We start from the raw sequence: 13,229 nt of genomic DNA, 5'->3' as shown, positions 1-13,229 counted from the left end.
TATTCTCGGGTCTGCTTTGCGTGGCCGGTCTTCGTACCGTGCGGTGATGCGTCGAATTACCTTACCCCTGTGCGTTATCGGTGTCGCGATGGCCGGTCTGATCGGCCTCGCGGCACCTGCGAGCGCGGAATCGGTCCGCACCACACCATTGCGGACGCTGTCGAGCGGCCTGTGCCTGGGTGAAGTTCAGGTGACCGCCTCGACCGGGTCCGTGCCCGGCACGGCCGGTATCTCCGTGCCGCCGGTCTCCAGTTCCTTCGGAATTCCTGGACTGTCCGGTGCGTGCTCGTTCGAGCTGATCGTGCGCTGGCGCAACCTCGACACCGGGGCGACCGGTGCGGACCGGATCCGCGAGACCGTCGGCAGCCCCGGATGCGATATCTGGATCTGCTCCGGCCGGCAGATCCGGCCCGGATCGGGCCGCGTCGCCTTCGAGGTCGCGTCGAACCTGCCGCACCTGCCCGGATCGGCCGAGATCTTCGTTCCCTGAATCAACAGATGCCGGGGGAGCGGCCGGTCCGGCCGCTCCCCGCCGGTCACAGCTCGATGCGCTGGTCCGCGGGCAGGAAGAGCTTGTCCGATTCCACGACCCCGAATGTCCGATAGAACTCCGCGATATTGCGGACGACCTGGTTCACCCGGAACTCGTCGGGGGAGTGGGTATCACCGGCGAGCAGGCGTTCGGTGACCTCGGGGGTCGATTTCGACCGCCAGATCCGCGAATACGAATTGAACATGGTGTGGTAATCGGGCGCGGTGACCCCTTGCCGCTGTTCGGCGATACGGTACGCGTTCAGCGCGATCTGCAGACCCCGCAGATCGGCCAGGTTCTCCCCGACGGTGAGTGCCCCGTTCACATGCTGTTCCGGGGACAGTCCCTCGGGAACGAGCGTGTTGTACTGCTCGATGAGGGCCTGGGATTTGGCGTCGAAAGCAGCCCGGTCGGCAGGGGTCCACCAGTCGCGCTGATTGCCGTCGCCGTCGAATTTCGACCCCTGATCGTCGAAACCGTGGCCGATCTCGTGCCCGATCACCGCACCGACACCGCCGTAGTTCACCGCGATCTCGGCGTCCTTGTCGAAGAACGGTGGCTGCAGGAACGCGGCGGGGAACACGATCTCGTTGTTGGTGGCGGAGTAGTAGGCGTTCACCGTCTGCGGGGAAGCGCTCCACTCGGTCTTGTCCACCGGCTCACCGAGCCGGTCGAACGCCCGTTTCACCTCGAAATCATTGATGGCGCGCAGGGATTCGATCAGCTTGCCGCGGGTCACCTTCAGGCCGGAATAGTCGACCCATTTGTCCGGGTACCCGAGTTTGGCGACGATCTTGTCCAGCTTCTCGATGGAGGCCTTCCGGGTTTCCGGGGACATCCAGGTCGAGGCGGTGAAATTCTCCCGGTAGGCGGCCATCAGGTCGTCGACCATCGCCTTGACCCGGTCCTTGGCCTCGGGCGGGAAATGCTTGTCCACGTAGAGTTTGCCGAGCTGTTCGCTCAGATTGCTGTCCACCGAGCCGACGGCCGATTTCCACAGTTCCGGGCGTTGTTTCAGCCCCGACATCAGGCGCCCGTTGAAATCGAAATTGGCGTCGGAGATCTCCTTGGGCAAGACATTGGCATAGGTCTTGAGCACCGCGAGCTTCAGATAGTCCCGCCAGATCGCGATATCGGTCGCGGCCCAGATCTTGCCCGCCTCGGTGACGAACGACGGCTGGTTCACCACCACCTTCGCGAAAAGCTCCTGCGGCCGGTCGGTGATACCCCGCAGCCAGGGCGCCCAGTCGTATTCCGGGGCCAGCGCGGTGGCCTTCTTCCATTCGAAGACGTTGTAGGTCGCTTCGGCGTCGCGGTTGCGGACATTGTCCCAGTGCGCGGCCGCGATCCGGGTCTCCAGCGCGAGCAGCCGCCCGGCGATACCGGCCGGATCGGGCATATCCGCGCCCTTGGCCAGCCGCTCAAGGTAGGTCCGGTAGCCCGCGAGCTCCTCGGCGAACTGCGGATCGCGGTAGTACTGCTCGTCCAATCCCAGCCCGGACTGACCGATCGAGGGGATATAGGCCGTCGAGTTCTTCTGGTCGACGCTGACCCCGATACCGATCAGCCCGCCGATCGGCAGCCGGCCCATCACCTCGGCCAGGGCCGGTTTGTCCTTCGCGTCCTCGATCTCGGCGAACATCGAGTCCAGCGGGGTCAGGCCCAGGCGTTCGATCTCGTCCAGGTTCATCCGCGCGTCGAACAGATCGCGGATCTGCTGGGCCTCGGTCCCGTCCTCCGGGTCGCTGATGCTCTCGATGATCTCCCGCAGCTGCTGCTGGGTGCGCTCACCGGCCTCGCTGAACGCGCCGTAGGAGGTCTTGTCCGGCGGCAGCTGGTATTCACGCAGCCATTTGCCGTTGACATGCCGGTACAGATCGTCCTGTGGCCGGATCGCCGGATCGGAACCGCTCATATCGACCGATACCAATTTCACCGGCTGGGCCTCCGAACAGGAAGCCAGCCATGCGGCCGCGGGTGCCAGACCGAGCGCTACCAGGAATCCGCGGCGATCGAGCACGAACCGACGATCCGATGATTTCAACGAAACCTCTCCCCGATGCGAGACCCCGCACCTCTTCTAGGCGAACCGGCCCCATGAGGCTACCGGCGCCGTCCCGCGGCGTCGCGCGGGGCGAGGCCACGGCGGACTCTACGGTCGGGATCCGGCACCCGGGGATCAGCCGGGGCCACCCGAATGCTCGCCCTGCGTTCGGTATTCGGCCCAGGGTTTCGGGGTCCCCACCACGCCGGGTTTGATCACGACAGCGTGTTCGATCATCACGGAGCCCTCCTGTCGTACCAGGCCAGGGGAGCCTTCGGGCCAGAAGGTGATGTGGGTACCTTTCGGGGCGAATACGTCGAAAACTCCGGTTCCTGCGGAATTCAATGACTGGAAAGACTGGTCGGCGGCTGGGCCCCGGGCCGGTGCACACGACATCTGGATCACATTCGCCACGACCGGTCGACCGGCCGCCTGCGTAATTATTCTGGTATGTGCTGCGCTGAAGTGTTCATTGCTCGTCAGAATTCGTCCGTAAGTTTTGCCGTCCACGCTCATCCGTGTCCACCTACTCAAATTTCCTATTAATTTCTTCTTGACCTGTATCTGATACGAGTCCGGGTTCGCATGGGCTCTGGTGAAGATCAGATTTTCGTCCGGCCAAGGTGCAGGCCATGATTTTCCGTAGGCCCACTTCGGCTTAGCAGGTAGTGGCAGAATCCGCTCGAGCAGCCTTCTCAGTGGCGTCGATCCGGATCTCCGGGTGCCTTCTGCGTACCCGGTACTTATTTTCTTGTAGCCTTCGCGCGTAAACGACAGATTCTCTTTGCTGTCGGCGATTTTTGATGGAAACCGGACGCCGACTATATTTTTGTCCGGATCGAGCACCGGAACACTACGGATCTGGTTCGAGGTGAATCGGTGCAGCCGACCGCTACGTGGGCTCTGGCCGGTGAAATACGGCGACTCCGCGTCCACTCGGCCGGGCACAGCCGGAGTCTTGGAGTCGATCGTGACGAAATTGTCGACGATCGCCCGGATGTCGTGCGCAGTTCCGGATAGACGCCGGTACAGCCCGTCGGCTGCGCCGGTACCGATTGCGCGCAACCGCTGCCCGGTTATGCGCGCGAGTTCATCGAGCCGCATCATCACGGTCTCCGGGCCCCCGCGAGGCGCCGCGAGCGGGGCACGTGTCGGGTACGAGTGCGCTGAGCATCAGCCGGAAATGATCTATCGGGCCTGCCGTAGCGCCCGGGTGTGGAGCCGGAACTGACCCGGGCTGCCCGGATTCAGCAGAATGTCGACATTGGCCGGCACGATATCGGCCAATTCGCTGCCCAGTACCGGCCACCAGCGATCCGCGTCGACTCGCCGCTTATGGACGGCCGCGGTCGCGACGGCGACACAGGGCACCCCGTCGGGGGCTGCCCCAACCAACGGTTCGTTGTATTCGTCACAACTGATCTCGACCACGGCGTCGCGCAGCGTCGGAACGATCTCGCCTCCGACATCGTCGCCCTGGGCGATTCGCCGTAGCACGGCGTCGGTCGGATCGGTCGGGGCCGCGTCGTCGGCGGGGACGTAGTTCGGATTCGGCTGGAAAGGGCCCGGTCCACCGGCCTCGTCGAGCATCCAGCCGCCGACGATCATCTCCGAAGGCGGCTGCGCGTCCGGTGCGTCGTCCTGCCAGCCTGGATCGATCAGCAGTAACCAGTTGTCCTGGCGGATCGGCCGCGGCGCCCGACCTCGGATATCCACACATCCTCCGCTCTGCTGTGCATGTCCCGGGGCATCCGATTCTTCCGGATCCGGCACAACTCACGTACCGGAACTGCTCCCGACTGTGAAGAGCGAGGAACGGATCGTGCGCGCCACCCCCGGGCCCGATTTCGGTTCTAGCTGGGGGTTCGCTATCCTTGACCGGTTGCCTGCGGGCCCGGTGCCCGCGATTCGGCCGCGAACCCCCGGTGGTTGATCGTTGGAGATCGTAGAGAACCGCTGGTAGGCGCGCGTTCGGATGGTGACAGACCATGCCCGTCGGGTCGGCAATCCGGCGTGCTTATCGTCCAGGTCGAGGAGGCTGAAGTGATTCAGCAGGAGTCGCGGCTGCGCGTCGCCGACAACACGGGTGCCAAGGAGATTCTCTGCATCCGCGTTCTCGGTGGTTCGTCGCGCCGCTATGCCGGTATCGGCGATGTCATCGTCGCCACTGTGAAAGATGCCATCCCGGGCGGCAACGTCAAACGGGGTGACGTCGTGAAGGCCGTCGTGGTGCGCACCACCAAGGAACGGCGCCGTCCGGATGGTTCCTACATCCGTTTCGACGAGAACGCCGCCGTGCTCATCAAGGCGGACAACGACCCGCGCGGCACCCGCATCTTCGGCCCGGTCGGCCGCGAGCTGCGCGACAAGAAGTTCATGAAGATCGTTTCGCTGGCCCCGGAGGTGCTCTGACATGAAGGTGCACAAGGGCGATACCGTGCTCGTCGTCTCGGGCAAGGACAAGGGTGCCAAGGGCAAGGTCATCCAGGCCTTCCCGAAGGACAACCGGATCCTGGTCGAGGGCGTGAACCGGATCAAGAAGCACGTCGCGAACTCCGCGAACCTGCGTGGCGCCTCTTCGGGCGGCATCGTGACCCAGGAAGCGCCCATCCACGTGTCCAACGTGATGGTCGTCGACTCGGACGGTAACCCGACCCGGATCGGCTACCGCACCGACGAAGAAACCGGCAAGCGGGTTCGGATCTCCCGTAAGAACGGGAAGGACATCTGATATGACCACCTCCGAGAAAGTGCAGCCCCGGCTCAAGCAGCGCTACCGCGCCGAGATCAAGGATGCGCTGAACAGCGAGTTCAACTACCCGAACGTCATGCAGATCCCCGGCGTGGTCAAGGTCGTGGTGAACATGGGTGTCGGTGACGCCGCCCGTGACGCCAAACTGATCAACGGCGCGGTCGACGACCTGGCCCTGATCACCGGCCAGAAGCCGCAGATCCGTAAGGCCACCAAATCCATCGCGCAGTTCAAACTGCGTGAGGGTATGCCGATCGGCGCGAAGGTCACCCTGCGCGGCGACCGGATGTGGGAGTTCCTGGACCGGCTGGTCTCGATCGCCCTGCCCCGTATCCGCGACTTCCGCGGTCTGTCGCCCAAGCAGTTCGACGGCAACGGCAACTACACTTTCGGCCTGAGCGAGCAGTCGATGTTCCACGAGATCGATGTGGACAAGATCGATCGCCCGCGTGGTATGGACATCACCGTTGTCACCACCGCGACCAACAACGAAGAAGGCCGTGCCCTGCTGAAGCACCTCGGCTTCCCGTTCAAGGAGAACTGAGACATGGCCAAGAAAGCACTGGTCAACAAGGCCAACCGCAAGCCGAAGTTCGCTGTCCGCGCCTACACCCGCTGCCAGCGCTGCGGCCGGCCGCACGCGGTGTACCGCAAGTTCGGCCTCTGCCGCGTGTGCCTGCGCGAAATGGCGCACCGCGGCGAGCTGCCGGGCGTGCACAAGAGCTCCTGGTGAGCTGAGCCGGGCGGTTTCGACCGACCGGTCGTCACAAGGTATCGAGAAAGACCCGGGCCTCGGCCCGGGTCTTTCTCGTGTTTCCGTATCATCGCCGCCCGATACAGGTGCCGGGCTCCGCTTCGCGACGTTCTCGCCCAGCGACCATGTGCAATGGATGCCGGGTGAGCAACCGCAACCACCAGCGCGGCAGGGAGCAGATGACGGACGACCGATCGAGCGCCGAACGGACCCAGGCATTGGCCCGGCAGGCGTTGTACGGGCGTCTACTGCACATATTGCGGCTGCTTCCGGCCGGATCGGCGCTGTCGCTGGTACACCCGGATATCCCGCAGGCCTGTCTGCACGGGGGGGCGTCCTGCCCGATACCGGCGGCGGAACGGATGGTCCCGTCGAAGTCTTCGATATCTCTTACCGGGTCATCGGTGTCGAACCGGCGGCCGCCGGTGGCTGTTTGTGAGCTCCTGGACCCGAGCCGGCAGGTTCGACGTCGGCGTCCGTATCGCTCGCGCCGTGCTACACGACTGCGGCCTCGGCGCGAAACGCCTGGTCGGTGGCGCCTGAAGGTATCCGAATGCGGGACTTTCTGCCAGACTTGCCCGATGAGTGCAGAGCCTCTCCGGCGTCGCGACGTCCACCCCGGTTGTGGAGAGGCGAGTCCTGGGTGGATTCGGCCCCGCATCCGAGGTTGACCCGGCGCGCCGAGGCGATCAATTGCGCGGCCCCGAGCTGGATCGGGTCGATATCGAACCCTTTCTGGAGAAGCGGTTTCCCGCGGTTCTCCAGGCCCGAGCGCTGGCCGAGCGCTTGGAGCGCATCGTTGCGGAGATGGGTGCGGAGATATCCGAAAAGCTCTACCGCCGAACCCTCGATGCGGTGCGAGACGGAAACCTTCGCCTCATCGGAGCCGACGCGGAACACATCCGATTGCTCCGCGCATCGGAATCGCCACGGAGCCATCCGGAACGCGATGTCCCGGATATCGGACTGCCCGGCGATCCACGACAACTTCGGGAGTTCTGGGAGGGGCTTTCCGCTGCCGACAGGGCCGAACTCTTTCGCCTTGATCCGTTCCTCGGAAACCGGAACGGGATTCCACAGGTGGACCGTGACATGTTCAACCGCCGCACATTGATCGTGCTAGGGAACAAGGCCGAGACTTTCGAAGATCGTCAGCGATACAAGGGAATTGCGAGAATGCTGGACGATGTCGGCGAGGGACAACCCCGCGTCTATCTCTCCCATCTCGACGCCGATGGGGGGCTCGCCTTCTCGTACGACAATCCGGACTTCGCCGATAACCACGCGGTATTGCTGAAACCTCTCGTACACGATGATGAGGAGCTCGGCTACGCGAGACCGACCATGCAACAGCTACGGCAGCTCGCGTTACTCGCGGCGCCCGGTGACAGAACAGCAGTGACCTATTGGGGAGCATACGACCAGCCGCGGTCGATCTTGCAGAGTATGTTCCCGCAATTCGCGCAGGACGGTGCCGCCGGAGTGCGTGAATTCCACGAAGGTCTGCGAGCGACGCACGAGCGGGCTTCGGCGCACACCACCACGATCGGACATTCCTACGGAGGTGTCCTCGCCGGCCATGCCGGTCGAGGGGGTGCCTTGGATACCGACAGCGTCCTGCTCCTCGGAAGCTGGGGAACGGGTGTGAACCGCGCCGCCGAGCTGAGACTCACCGGGGTCGCGCCCGAACGGACCGGCGAGCATGTATTCGCGACGATGGCGTCCAGTGATTTCACGAGATTGATGCCGGACACGCACGGTGTTCTTCCCACCGATCGGGCCTTCGGTGCCACGGTGTTCGACTCCGTATCCAGTATCCCCGACCAGTGGAATATCTACGACCACACGGCGGAGGCATACCTGCACTCCGCGAACTCGGCTTCGGCGAATGTGGGGCGCGTCATCACCGGACGCGGCGACCTGGTTTCCTGATCGCCCGAGGTCGAAGAGCGAACGCAGTCCGGTGTGGCAACGGTTGCCCGAACGGGCGCCGCCTTCAGTCCGATCTCACGAGGTGGATGGGGCGTACAGCTGGGGAAAGGGACCGGAACGGGCCATTTTGTGGTCGTCGTCATCGGTTTCTCGGAAGCCACTGTACTGGCACACTGGTCGGATGATCCCCGCGCGTGCCGTCTACTCGTACGCGGCTTGCCGCGACGGGCTGATACGGAGATGCGCGCGATCCGCCGGCGCCGGATCCGAAACGATTGCGGGACTGTCGTGAGGAGGTCCGAGGAAGAAGAGAACGCTTACGATTTTCTCTCACACCATCTGCATCCCGGTATTCTTCGCGCTAATGTATTGGCGAGGCGCCTGGAACGCATCGTCGAGGATATGGGTACCGGGATATCCGAAGGGCTGTATCGAAGAGCCCGTGATGCGGTCCTGAGAGAGAACTATCAATTTATTACGGCAGAGGAGGACGGCCTCCGGGTCCTGCGGGAATTGTTGCGGCAAGAACGAACTCCTCACGTATCCGTATCGCGCGTTCCGGATCTCGGTTTACCGCAGAATCCGCGGGAACTTCGGGACGTGTGGGAAGGTCTCTCCCGATCGGATAGGGAAGAATTGTTCCGGGCGGATGCTTTCCTGGGAAATCGTAACGGAATTCCTGTGACCGATCGTGACTTCTTCAACCGGCGAACTCTGCAGAATCTATGGACGCAGGCTCGTCGCGACAGTGAAGATGGTCGGACCGAGATCTACAAAGAGCTGATTCAAATGCTCAACGTCCCGTCGCGAGGGCAGCCGCCGTTCTACCTTTCCCACATCGACGATGATATGCGAGTGGCGTTTTCGCTGGATAACCCTGATATTTCCGACAACCACGTCATGCTGCTGAAACCGGCCGGGCCCGAGGATCCGGTCGGCTATGCAGATCCGAACCTTAAGCAGCTGCGTCGGATAGCCCTGGCGGTCGAACCGAAGGCCAGGACCTCGGTGACCTTCTGTGGGGTCTATGACCAACCCCATTCCATGGTGGAGTCGATATTCCCCCAGTTCGCCCAGGACGGCGCGGTGGTGACGCGCAACTTTCACGAGGGGCTACGGGCGTCGCACATCGGGTCGCCCGCGCATACAACGACTATCGGTCATTCATATGGGGGTGTCGTCGGAGGACATGCCGCCGGCGACGGGGCGACTCTGGACACCGACAATCTCCTCTTCATGGGCAACTGGGGAACCGGGGCGAACCACGTCAGCGAACTGAGCCTGCGCGGAGTCGCATCGGACCGCACCGCCGAACACGTCTTCGCGACGATGGCTCCTCGTGATTCTGTGCAACTGATGCCGAAAACACATGGCAGGTTGCCGACCGATCCCGAATTCGGTGCCAAGGTTTTCCGTTCCGAGTCTTCGCCCGGCGAGGATCGTTGGAGTCCGCATGACCATTCGACCCGCAACTACCTGAACTCCAGCAACCCGTCCGCCGGGAAAATCGGTCTTGTCATCACCGGACACGGCGACCTCGTTTCCTGACAGGCGCACCCGGGAGATACCGTGACGTAGATGATCAGGATGCCCGAATGAAGCCGGAATCCACGCAGTCGGCAGCTCGGGAACAGCTGTGTCGGTACTTGGTGCACACGCTGCGCTCGCTTCCGGCCGGGTGCACCCTGTCGCTTTCGCATCCAGAACTCCCACACGCCCATCTGCATTCGGGCGTCGCCCTGCCCGTCGATGATTCTGCTACCGAGATCGACGCCGAGTTCTTCGATATCGGGTACTGGGTCGTCCCTGTACAAACCGCGGTAGCGGGCAGCTGTTTCGATCTGATCGTGCAGTGCTGGGTTCGACTCGGATGGCCGATTCGAACCGATCGCGACAGTCCGCCGCGGGCGGCCTACACGCGCACACCCGACCACTTCGGTTTTTCTGTTCGCGAGAGCGTGGACGGATACGTGAGTTTATCGGGTTCTACCGCGCCGTTCGCAGTCGGTTCGCCGATCGGCCGGCCACTACCGGAGTTGATCGAGCATCCACTCACCTCATCGGAAACTTCTCGTTCGGCGAGGGATTCGCTCGGTAGCGCCGAGGACCGACTACCCGGCCGGGCCGAGCCTCGATAGGCTGCCGGTATCGCCGCTGTTGTTCAGATGCGAAGCAGCCCGCTGACCAACAGAAGCAGTGATTGTTGTGTCTGCGTGCGGGCGTTTTCTTTGTCTTCGGCATGAGCGACGATCAAACCTGCCTCGGACACTGCGCTGAGCAGCAGTTGGGCGAGTACCGGAACCGCTTCGGCCGTGATCGCACCCATAGCGCGGGCGCGTTCCAGTTCGGCCGTGATGAGTCCGAGCCCGTGGCGCGCTTCCATCTCGCGCCACGCCTGCCAGCCCAGTACCGCGGGCGCGTCGAACAGGGCTATTCGAACGACCTCCGGCCGCTGGCACAGCTCCAGGAAGGTGTTCAGGCCGGAGGCCAAGGAGACCAGAATGTCATCGGTGGCCGCCGTCCGAAGGGAGTTCCGGACTTCGGCGGTGATCTCGGTTTCGAGCTGTTCGAGTACCGCCAGGAAGAGACCGCGCTTATCGCCGTAGTGGTGTTGCAGCGCACCTCGGGTCACCCCGGCTTCGGTGACCAGTTGCGCCGCCGAGGTGCCGGTGTATCCGTGTTCGGCGAACAGCCGCCGTCCGGCCTGTTCGAGCATCGTCCGGGTGGTGCGGGAGCGGTCCTCCTGGCTACGGCGTGGCATGTAGCCGAGTGAACTCCAGAATTCGCCGGGCGAGCAACTCGGGCTGGTCCTCCGGTATCAGCGTGTAGGAATCGTCGATGAGTTCCGCGGTGGCGTCGGGCAGATCCCGGACGAGACGTTCGGCGAACGATACCGGGAAAAGTCTGTCCTCCGCGGCCCAGACCACCAGTACCGGCACGCGCACCGACGCGAACCGGGTCGCGGCATCCAGGGTGTAGCGGCGATGCGCATGCTGCAGAAAGCGCCGCAGATCCGCGCGAATCGCAACCGATTCTCGGCTGGGCCGCAGATACGAATCGACCGCCGCCGGCGGGATCGGGCGCTTGGTGAGCCGCCCCAGGGCCAGGGGTAGCCGCTGCACCTTCCCGAAACGCAGGACTTCGGCCATGAGGCGGACGAATCCTGGGATGCGGGCCGCTTGCGGTAGCAGGGTGAACGGCTGCGGCAGGAAGCTTTCGTAGGAGTCCACCGCGGCGAGTACGACGCGGCCGATCCGCTCCGGCCGACGGGTCAGCAGTACCTGGGTGATGGCGCCGCCGGTGTCGTTGGCGACGATGGTGACATCGGTGAGATCCAGGTGCTCCAGGAATTCGGCGATGAGATCCGCCACGCCGGTCGGGGTGAGGTCCGCATCCGGAACGGGTACGGAATGCGCGCCGAGTGGCCAGTCGGGCGTGATGCAGCGGTAGCCCGCGGCTGCCACCGGCGGGACCACGTTTCGCCACAGATCCGCATTGACGAGCAGCCCGTGCACGAAAACCACCGGTGGCCCGCTACCGGTATCGGCATAGCGGATGCTGCCGCCGCTCAGGCTCGCGATATCGCTGGGGCCGAGTTCGTTTCTCATCGCCTGTCCTTTCGATGGGGTGGTCCCTTCGATAGTTACATACATACAGAATGTATGTCTATGGTTTGTGTGCTGTCCGGTGCCGGGCCGCACGTGCGAGGCGCCGGTGTCTCCTGCCGGTATCTCGTACCGGTGACCGGCTGCGGTGGGGTGTCGTGGCGGGGGCCGAGGTGGCCACCGGGTCGTTACGCCTGTTCCGGTAGCTGTTGCGGCATAGTCGAATTCGTTCCCAATGGCGAACAGAACCGGATAAACCGGACGTGGTCGGCGTCGGTTAGTATCGGCGACTGTGAGGCATATCGCGCGAGCGCCGCAGCTGCTGCGGATGTTCGTGCTCGTTTTCGCCGCGGTGGTGCTGACGCTCGAGGTACGCGACGGCCAGATGGTCGACCCGCGCGAGACCACCTACGTCTCGCTCGTATCCGCCATCATCGCGGCGAACAACCCGGCCGGGTCCGAAACCGAGCGGCCCGGGGAAACCGGCGGACAGTCCGTGCACTGCCGCTACGCGTGCATGCGAGCCGCTGTCCCGCGCCCCCGCCTCGATGATCTGTGGCCGGTCGCGCTGATCTTCCTCGGACTCGTTGTGGGACTGCTGGAGCCCGCACGTCGCGGCGCCCGGATCGCGTTCCCGGCATCCGGTCTGTCCGCGACCGGGGGAGAAATCCTGCTACGCCTCTGCGTCTGCCGGAGGTGACAGGCCTGCGCTGTGCCGGTGGGTCGATACCCGCCGGTCGGTGAAGGCCGTCCCGGCGCCGGGCGTGCGCCTCGGACCGACCGCGGGACGCCGCTTGTCGGGCGCGCATTCGCGGATCGTAGGTGTCCGCACGGTCTGTGGCGCGTCCGGGTCGATCGCGGCCCGGCGGTCACCGCTTCGCCGTCCCGGTCGCCGCCCGTCGACCCCACGCTCGCGCTGATCCGTACTCGGTCGCCGGTGTGTGCTCACTGCCGGGCCCGGTGCCGAGAGGCGGCCTCGTCCACTCCAGAAGCGCCGGCGGATTCGGAAAGGCACTTCCGAACCCAGTGCCGGGCACCTGCAGAAAGGAACGCGCCGAACGAAAAATCCTTCTCGTTCTCGGCCGGGTCCGTCCGGCGAAACGAGAGTTCAGCCGCCCGACCACCGCGTCGGGGAAAACGCAGATCCGACCGAACAATCGACACATACCTAGGAGTTCTTCCGTGAGATTCCACCTTCCACTGACCGTCCTCGCCGCATCGGCGGGCTGTCTCGTTCTCGGTAGCGGTTCGGCTTCGGCCCTGTCCGTGGATCGATCCGAGGAAGCGGTCACCGTGAACCTCACCGATACGGAGGCCCGGGCCATCGAGGAACTGAACCTCGGGCCCGTGCTGGGCGCGCTGCCGCCCAACTTCACACCGCAGGCGAAACAGCGCCTCGGCGAGAGCATCACCGAATACGCCGGGCGCGCCGCCGAGCAGCCGGGATCGACCCTGTCGGTGATCATCGACGAGCCGATCGCGGCACCGCCGGGTATCAGCGTGACCGTCACCCGCTGACGGAAATACCGCTCGACCGGCGGATCTCGTCGCCGGTCGAGCGGCGCCCGGTCGGCCGCGTGATCGCGGGGTGGGCCGCTGACCGTCCCGGG

The 13,229-nt window shown here is 64.3% G+C and carries 16 protein-coding genes; 10 read left to right on the top strand and 6 right to left on the bottom strand.

From position 1 onward, the window contains the following. The first annotated feature begins 46 nt into the window (after positions 1-46). The gene (locus ACWCPQ_RS22720) at positions 47-490 is read left to right on the top strand and encodes a hypothetical protein (RefSeq protein ID WP_449902009.1); all 444 of its coding nucleotides are present in this window, start codon (positions 47-49) and stop codon (positions 488-490) included. A 46-nt stretch (positions 491-536) separates the two neighbouring features. Here ACWCPQ_RS22720 and ACWCPQ_RS22715 read toward each other — a convergent pair whose 3' ends face one another. The 3 genes from ACWCPQ_RS22715 to ACWCPQ_RS22705 all read right to left on the bottom strand — a co-directional run bounded on the left by ACWCPQ_RS22715 (position 537) and on the right by ACWCPQ_RS22705 (position 4,292). Then, positions 537-2,552, bottom strand: a complete 2,016-nt coding sequence (locus tag ACWCPQ_RS22715; RefSeq protein ID WP_449902007.1) for a M13 family metallopeptidase — start codon at positions 2,550-2,552, stop codon at positions 537-539. A 159-nt stretch (positions 2,553-2,711) separates the two neighbouring features. After that, entirely contained in the window at positions 2,712-3,683 is a 972-nt protein-coding gene (locus ACWCPQ_RS22710; protein ID WP_449902005.1) for a hypothetical protein, read from the bottom strand. An 81-nt stretch (positions 3,684-3,764) separates the two neighbouring features. Continuing rightward, complete coding sequence (locus tag ACWCPQ_RS22705) at positions 3,765-4,292, bottom strand: type VII secretion system-associated protein (RefSeq protein ID WP_449902002.1); 528 nt, start codon at positions 4,290-4,292, stop codon at positions 3,765-3,767. Positions 4,293-4,619: 327 nt separating this feature from the next. On the opposite strand from ACWCPQ_RS22705, the gene rplN reads away from it, so the two are divergent. The 4 genes from rplN to ACWCPQ_RS22685 are packed head-to-tail and all read left to right on the top strand — an operon-like array spanning position 4,620 to position 6,061. After that, positions 4,620-4,988, top strand: coding sequence for a 50S ribosomal protein L14 (gene rplN, locus ACWCPQ_RS22700; RefSeq protein ID WP_014349098.1), 369 nt, complete (start codon positions 4,620-4,622; stop codon positions 4,986-4,988). 1 nt (position 4,989) lies between these two features. Further along, positions 4,990-5,307, top strand: coding sequence for a 50S ribosomal protein L24 (gene rplX, locus ACWCPQ_RS22695; protein WP_030522663.1), 318 nt, complete (start codon positions 4,990-4,992; stop codon positions 5,305-5,307). A 1-nt stretch (position 5,308) separates the two neighbouring features. Then, positions 5,309-5,872, top strand: coding sequence for a 50S ribosomal protein L5 (rplE, locus tag ACWCPQ_RS22690; protein WP_449902000.1), 564 nt, complete (start codon positions 5,309-5,311; stop codon positions 5,870-5,872). A 3-nt stretch (positions 5,873-5,875) separates the two neighbouring features. Next, complete coding sequence (locus ACWCPQ_RS22685; protein WP_014349101.1) at positions 5,876-6,061, top strand: type Z 30S ribosomal protein S14; 186 nt, start codon at positions 5,876-5,878, stop codon at positions 6,059-6,061. Positions 6,062-6,577: 516 nt separating this feature from the next. Here the strand turns inward: ACWCPQ_RS22685 and ACWCPQ_RS22680 are convergent. After that, positions 6,578-6,982, bottom strand: coding sequence for a hypothetical protein (locus ACWCPQ_RS22680; RefSeq protein ID WP_449901997.1), 405 nt, complete (start codon positions 6,980-6,982; stop codon positions 6,578-6,580). A gap of 276 nt (positions 6,983-7,258) precedes the next feature. Between ACWCPQ_RS22680 and ACWCPQ_RS22675 the strand changes: the two genes are divergently transcribed. From ACWCPQ_RS22675 to ACWCPQ_RS22665, 3 genes are all read left to right on the top strand, one after another. Beyond that, positions 7,259-8,014, top strand: coding sequence for an alpha/beta hydrolase (locus ACWCPQ_RS22675; protein WP_449901995.1), 756 nt, complete (start codon positions 7,259-7,261; stop codon positions 8,012-8,014). Positions 8,015-8,302: 288 nt separating this feature from the next. Further along, complete coding sequence (locus ACWCPQ_RS22670; protein ID WP_449901993.1) at positions 8,303-9,562, top strand: alpha/beta hydrolase; 1,260 nt, start codon at positions 8,303-8,305, stop codon at positions 9,560-9,562. 47 nt (positions 9,563-9,609) lie between these two features. Next, positions 9,610-10,152, top strand: a complete 543-nt coding sequence (locus ACWCPQ_RS22665; RefSeq protein ID WP_449901992.1) for a hypothetical protein — start codon at positions 9,610-9,612, stop codon at positions 10,150-10,152. 23 nt (positions 10,153-10,175) lie between these two features. Here the strand turns inward: ACWCPQ_RS22665 and ACWCPQ_RS22660 are convergent, their stop codons facing one another. Both ACWCPQ_RS22660 and ACWCPQ_RS22655 read right to left on the bottom strand, forming a co-directional pair. Continuing rightward, the gene (locus tag ACWCPQ_RS22660; protein ID WP_449901989.1) at positions 10,176-10,775 is read right to left on the bottom strand and encodes a TetR/AcrR family transcriptional regulator; all 600 of its coding nucleotides are present in this window, start codon (positions 10,773-10,775) and stop codon (positions 10,176-10,178) included. Then, the gene (locus ACWCPQ_RS22655) at positions 10,762-11,622 is read right to left on the bottom strand and encodes an alpha/beta fold hydrolase (RefSeq protein WP_449901987.1); all 861 of its coding nucleotides are present in this window, start codon (positions 11,620-11,622) and stop codon (positions 10,762-10,764) included. The genes ACWCPQ_RS22660 and ACWCPQ_RS22655 overlap by 14 nt, the downstream gene beginning before the upstream one ends. Positions 11,623-11,911: 289 nt before the next feature. Here ACWCPQ_RS22655 and ACWCPQ_RS22650 point away from each other — a divergent pair, with 289 nt between their 5' ends. Next, on the top strand, positions 11,912-12,319 hold the full coding sequence (locus tag ACWCPQ_RS22650; RefSeq protein WP_449901985.1) for a hypothetical protein: 408 nt from the start codon (positions 11,912-11,914) through the stop codon (positions 12,317-12,319). A 482-nt stretch (positions 12,320-12,801) separates the two neighbouring features. Beyond that, entirely contained in the window at positions 12,802-13,137 is a 336-nt protein-coding gene (locus tag ACWCPQ_RS22645; protein ID WP_449901983.1) for a hypothetical protein, read from the top strand. Positions 13,138-13,229: the final 92 nt, after the last annotated feature.

The organism is Nocardia sp. NPDC001965, from assembly GCF_053594175.1.
Note: the sequence above shows the minus strand (reverse complement) of the source record. Positions and strands in the feature narration are given on the sequence as shown.

Coding starts and splice junctions, on each gene's coding strand:
- ACWCPQ_RS22720 (WP_449902009.1), top strand. CDS start 47: ATGCGTCGAATTACCTTACCCCTGTGCGTTATCGGTGTCGCGATGGCC.
- ACWCPQ_RS22710 (WP_449902005.1), bottom strand. CDS start 3,683: ATGATGCGGCTCGATGAACTCGCGCGCATAACCGGGCAGCGGTTGCGC.
- rplX (WP_030522663.1), top strand. CDS start 4,990: ATGAAGGTGCACAAGGGCGATACCGTGCTCGTCGTCTCGGGCAAGGAC.
- rplE (WP_449902000.1), top strand. CDS start 5,309: ATGACCACCTCCGAGAAAGTGCAGCCCCGGCTCAAGCAGCGCTACCGC.
- ACWCPQ_RS22685 (WP_014349101.1), top strand. CDS start 5,876: ATGGCCAAGAAAGCACTGGTCAACAAGGCCAACCGCAAGCCGAAGTTC.
- ACWCPQ_RS22675 (WP_449901995.1), top strand. CDS start 7,259: ATGCTGGACGATGTCGGCGAGGGACAACCCCGCGTCTATCTCTCCCAT.
- ACWCPQ_RS22665 (WP_449901992.1), top strand. CDS start 9,610: ATGAAGCCGGAATCCACGCAGTCGGCAGCTCGGGAACAGCTGTGTCGG.
- ACWCPQ_RS22660 (WP_449901989.1), bottom strand. CDS start 10,775: ATGCCACGCCGTAGCCAGGAGGACCGCTCCCGCACCACCCGGACGATG.
- ACWCPQ_RS22655 (WP_449901987.1), bottom strand. CDS start 11,622: ATGAGAAACGAACTCGGCCCCAGCGATATCGCGAGCCTGAGCGGCGGC.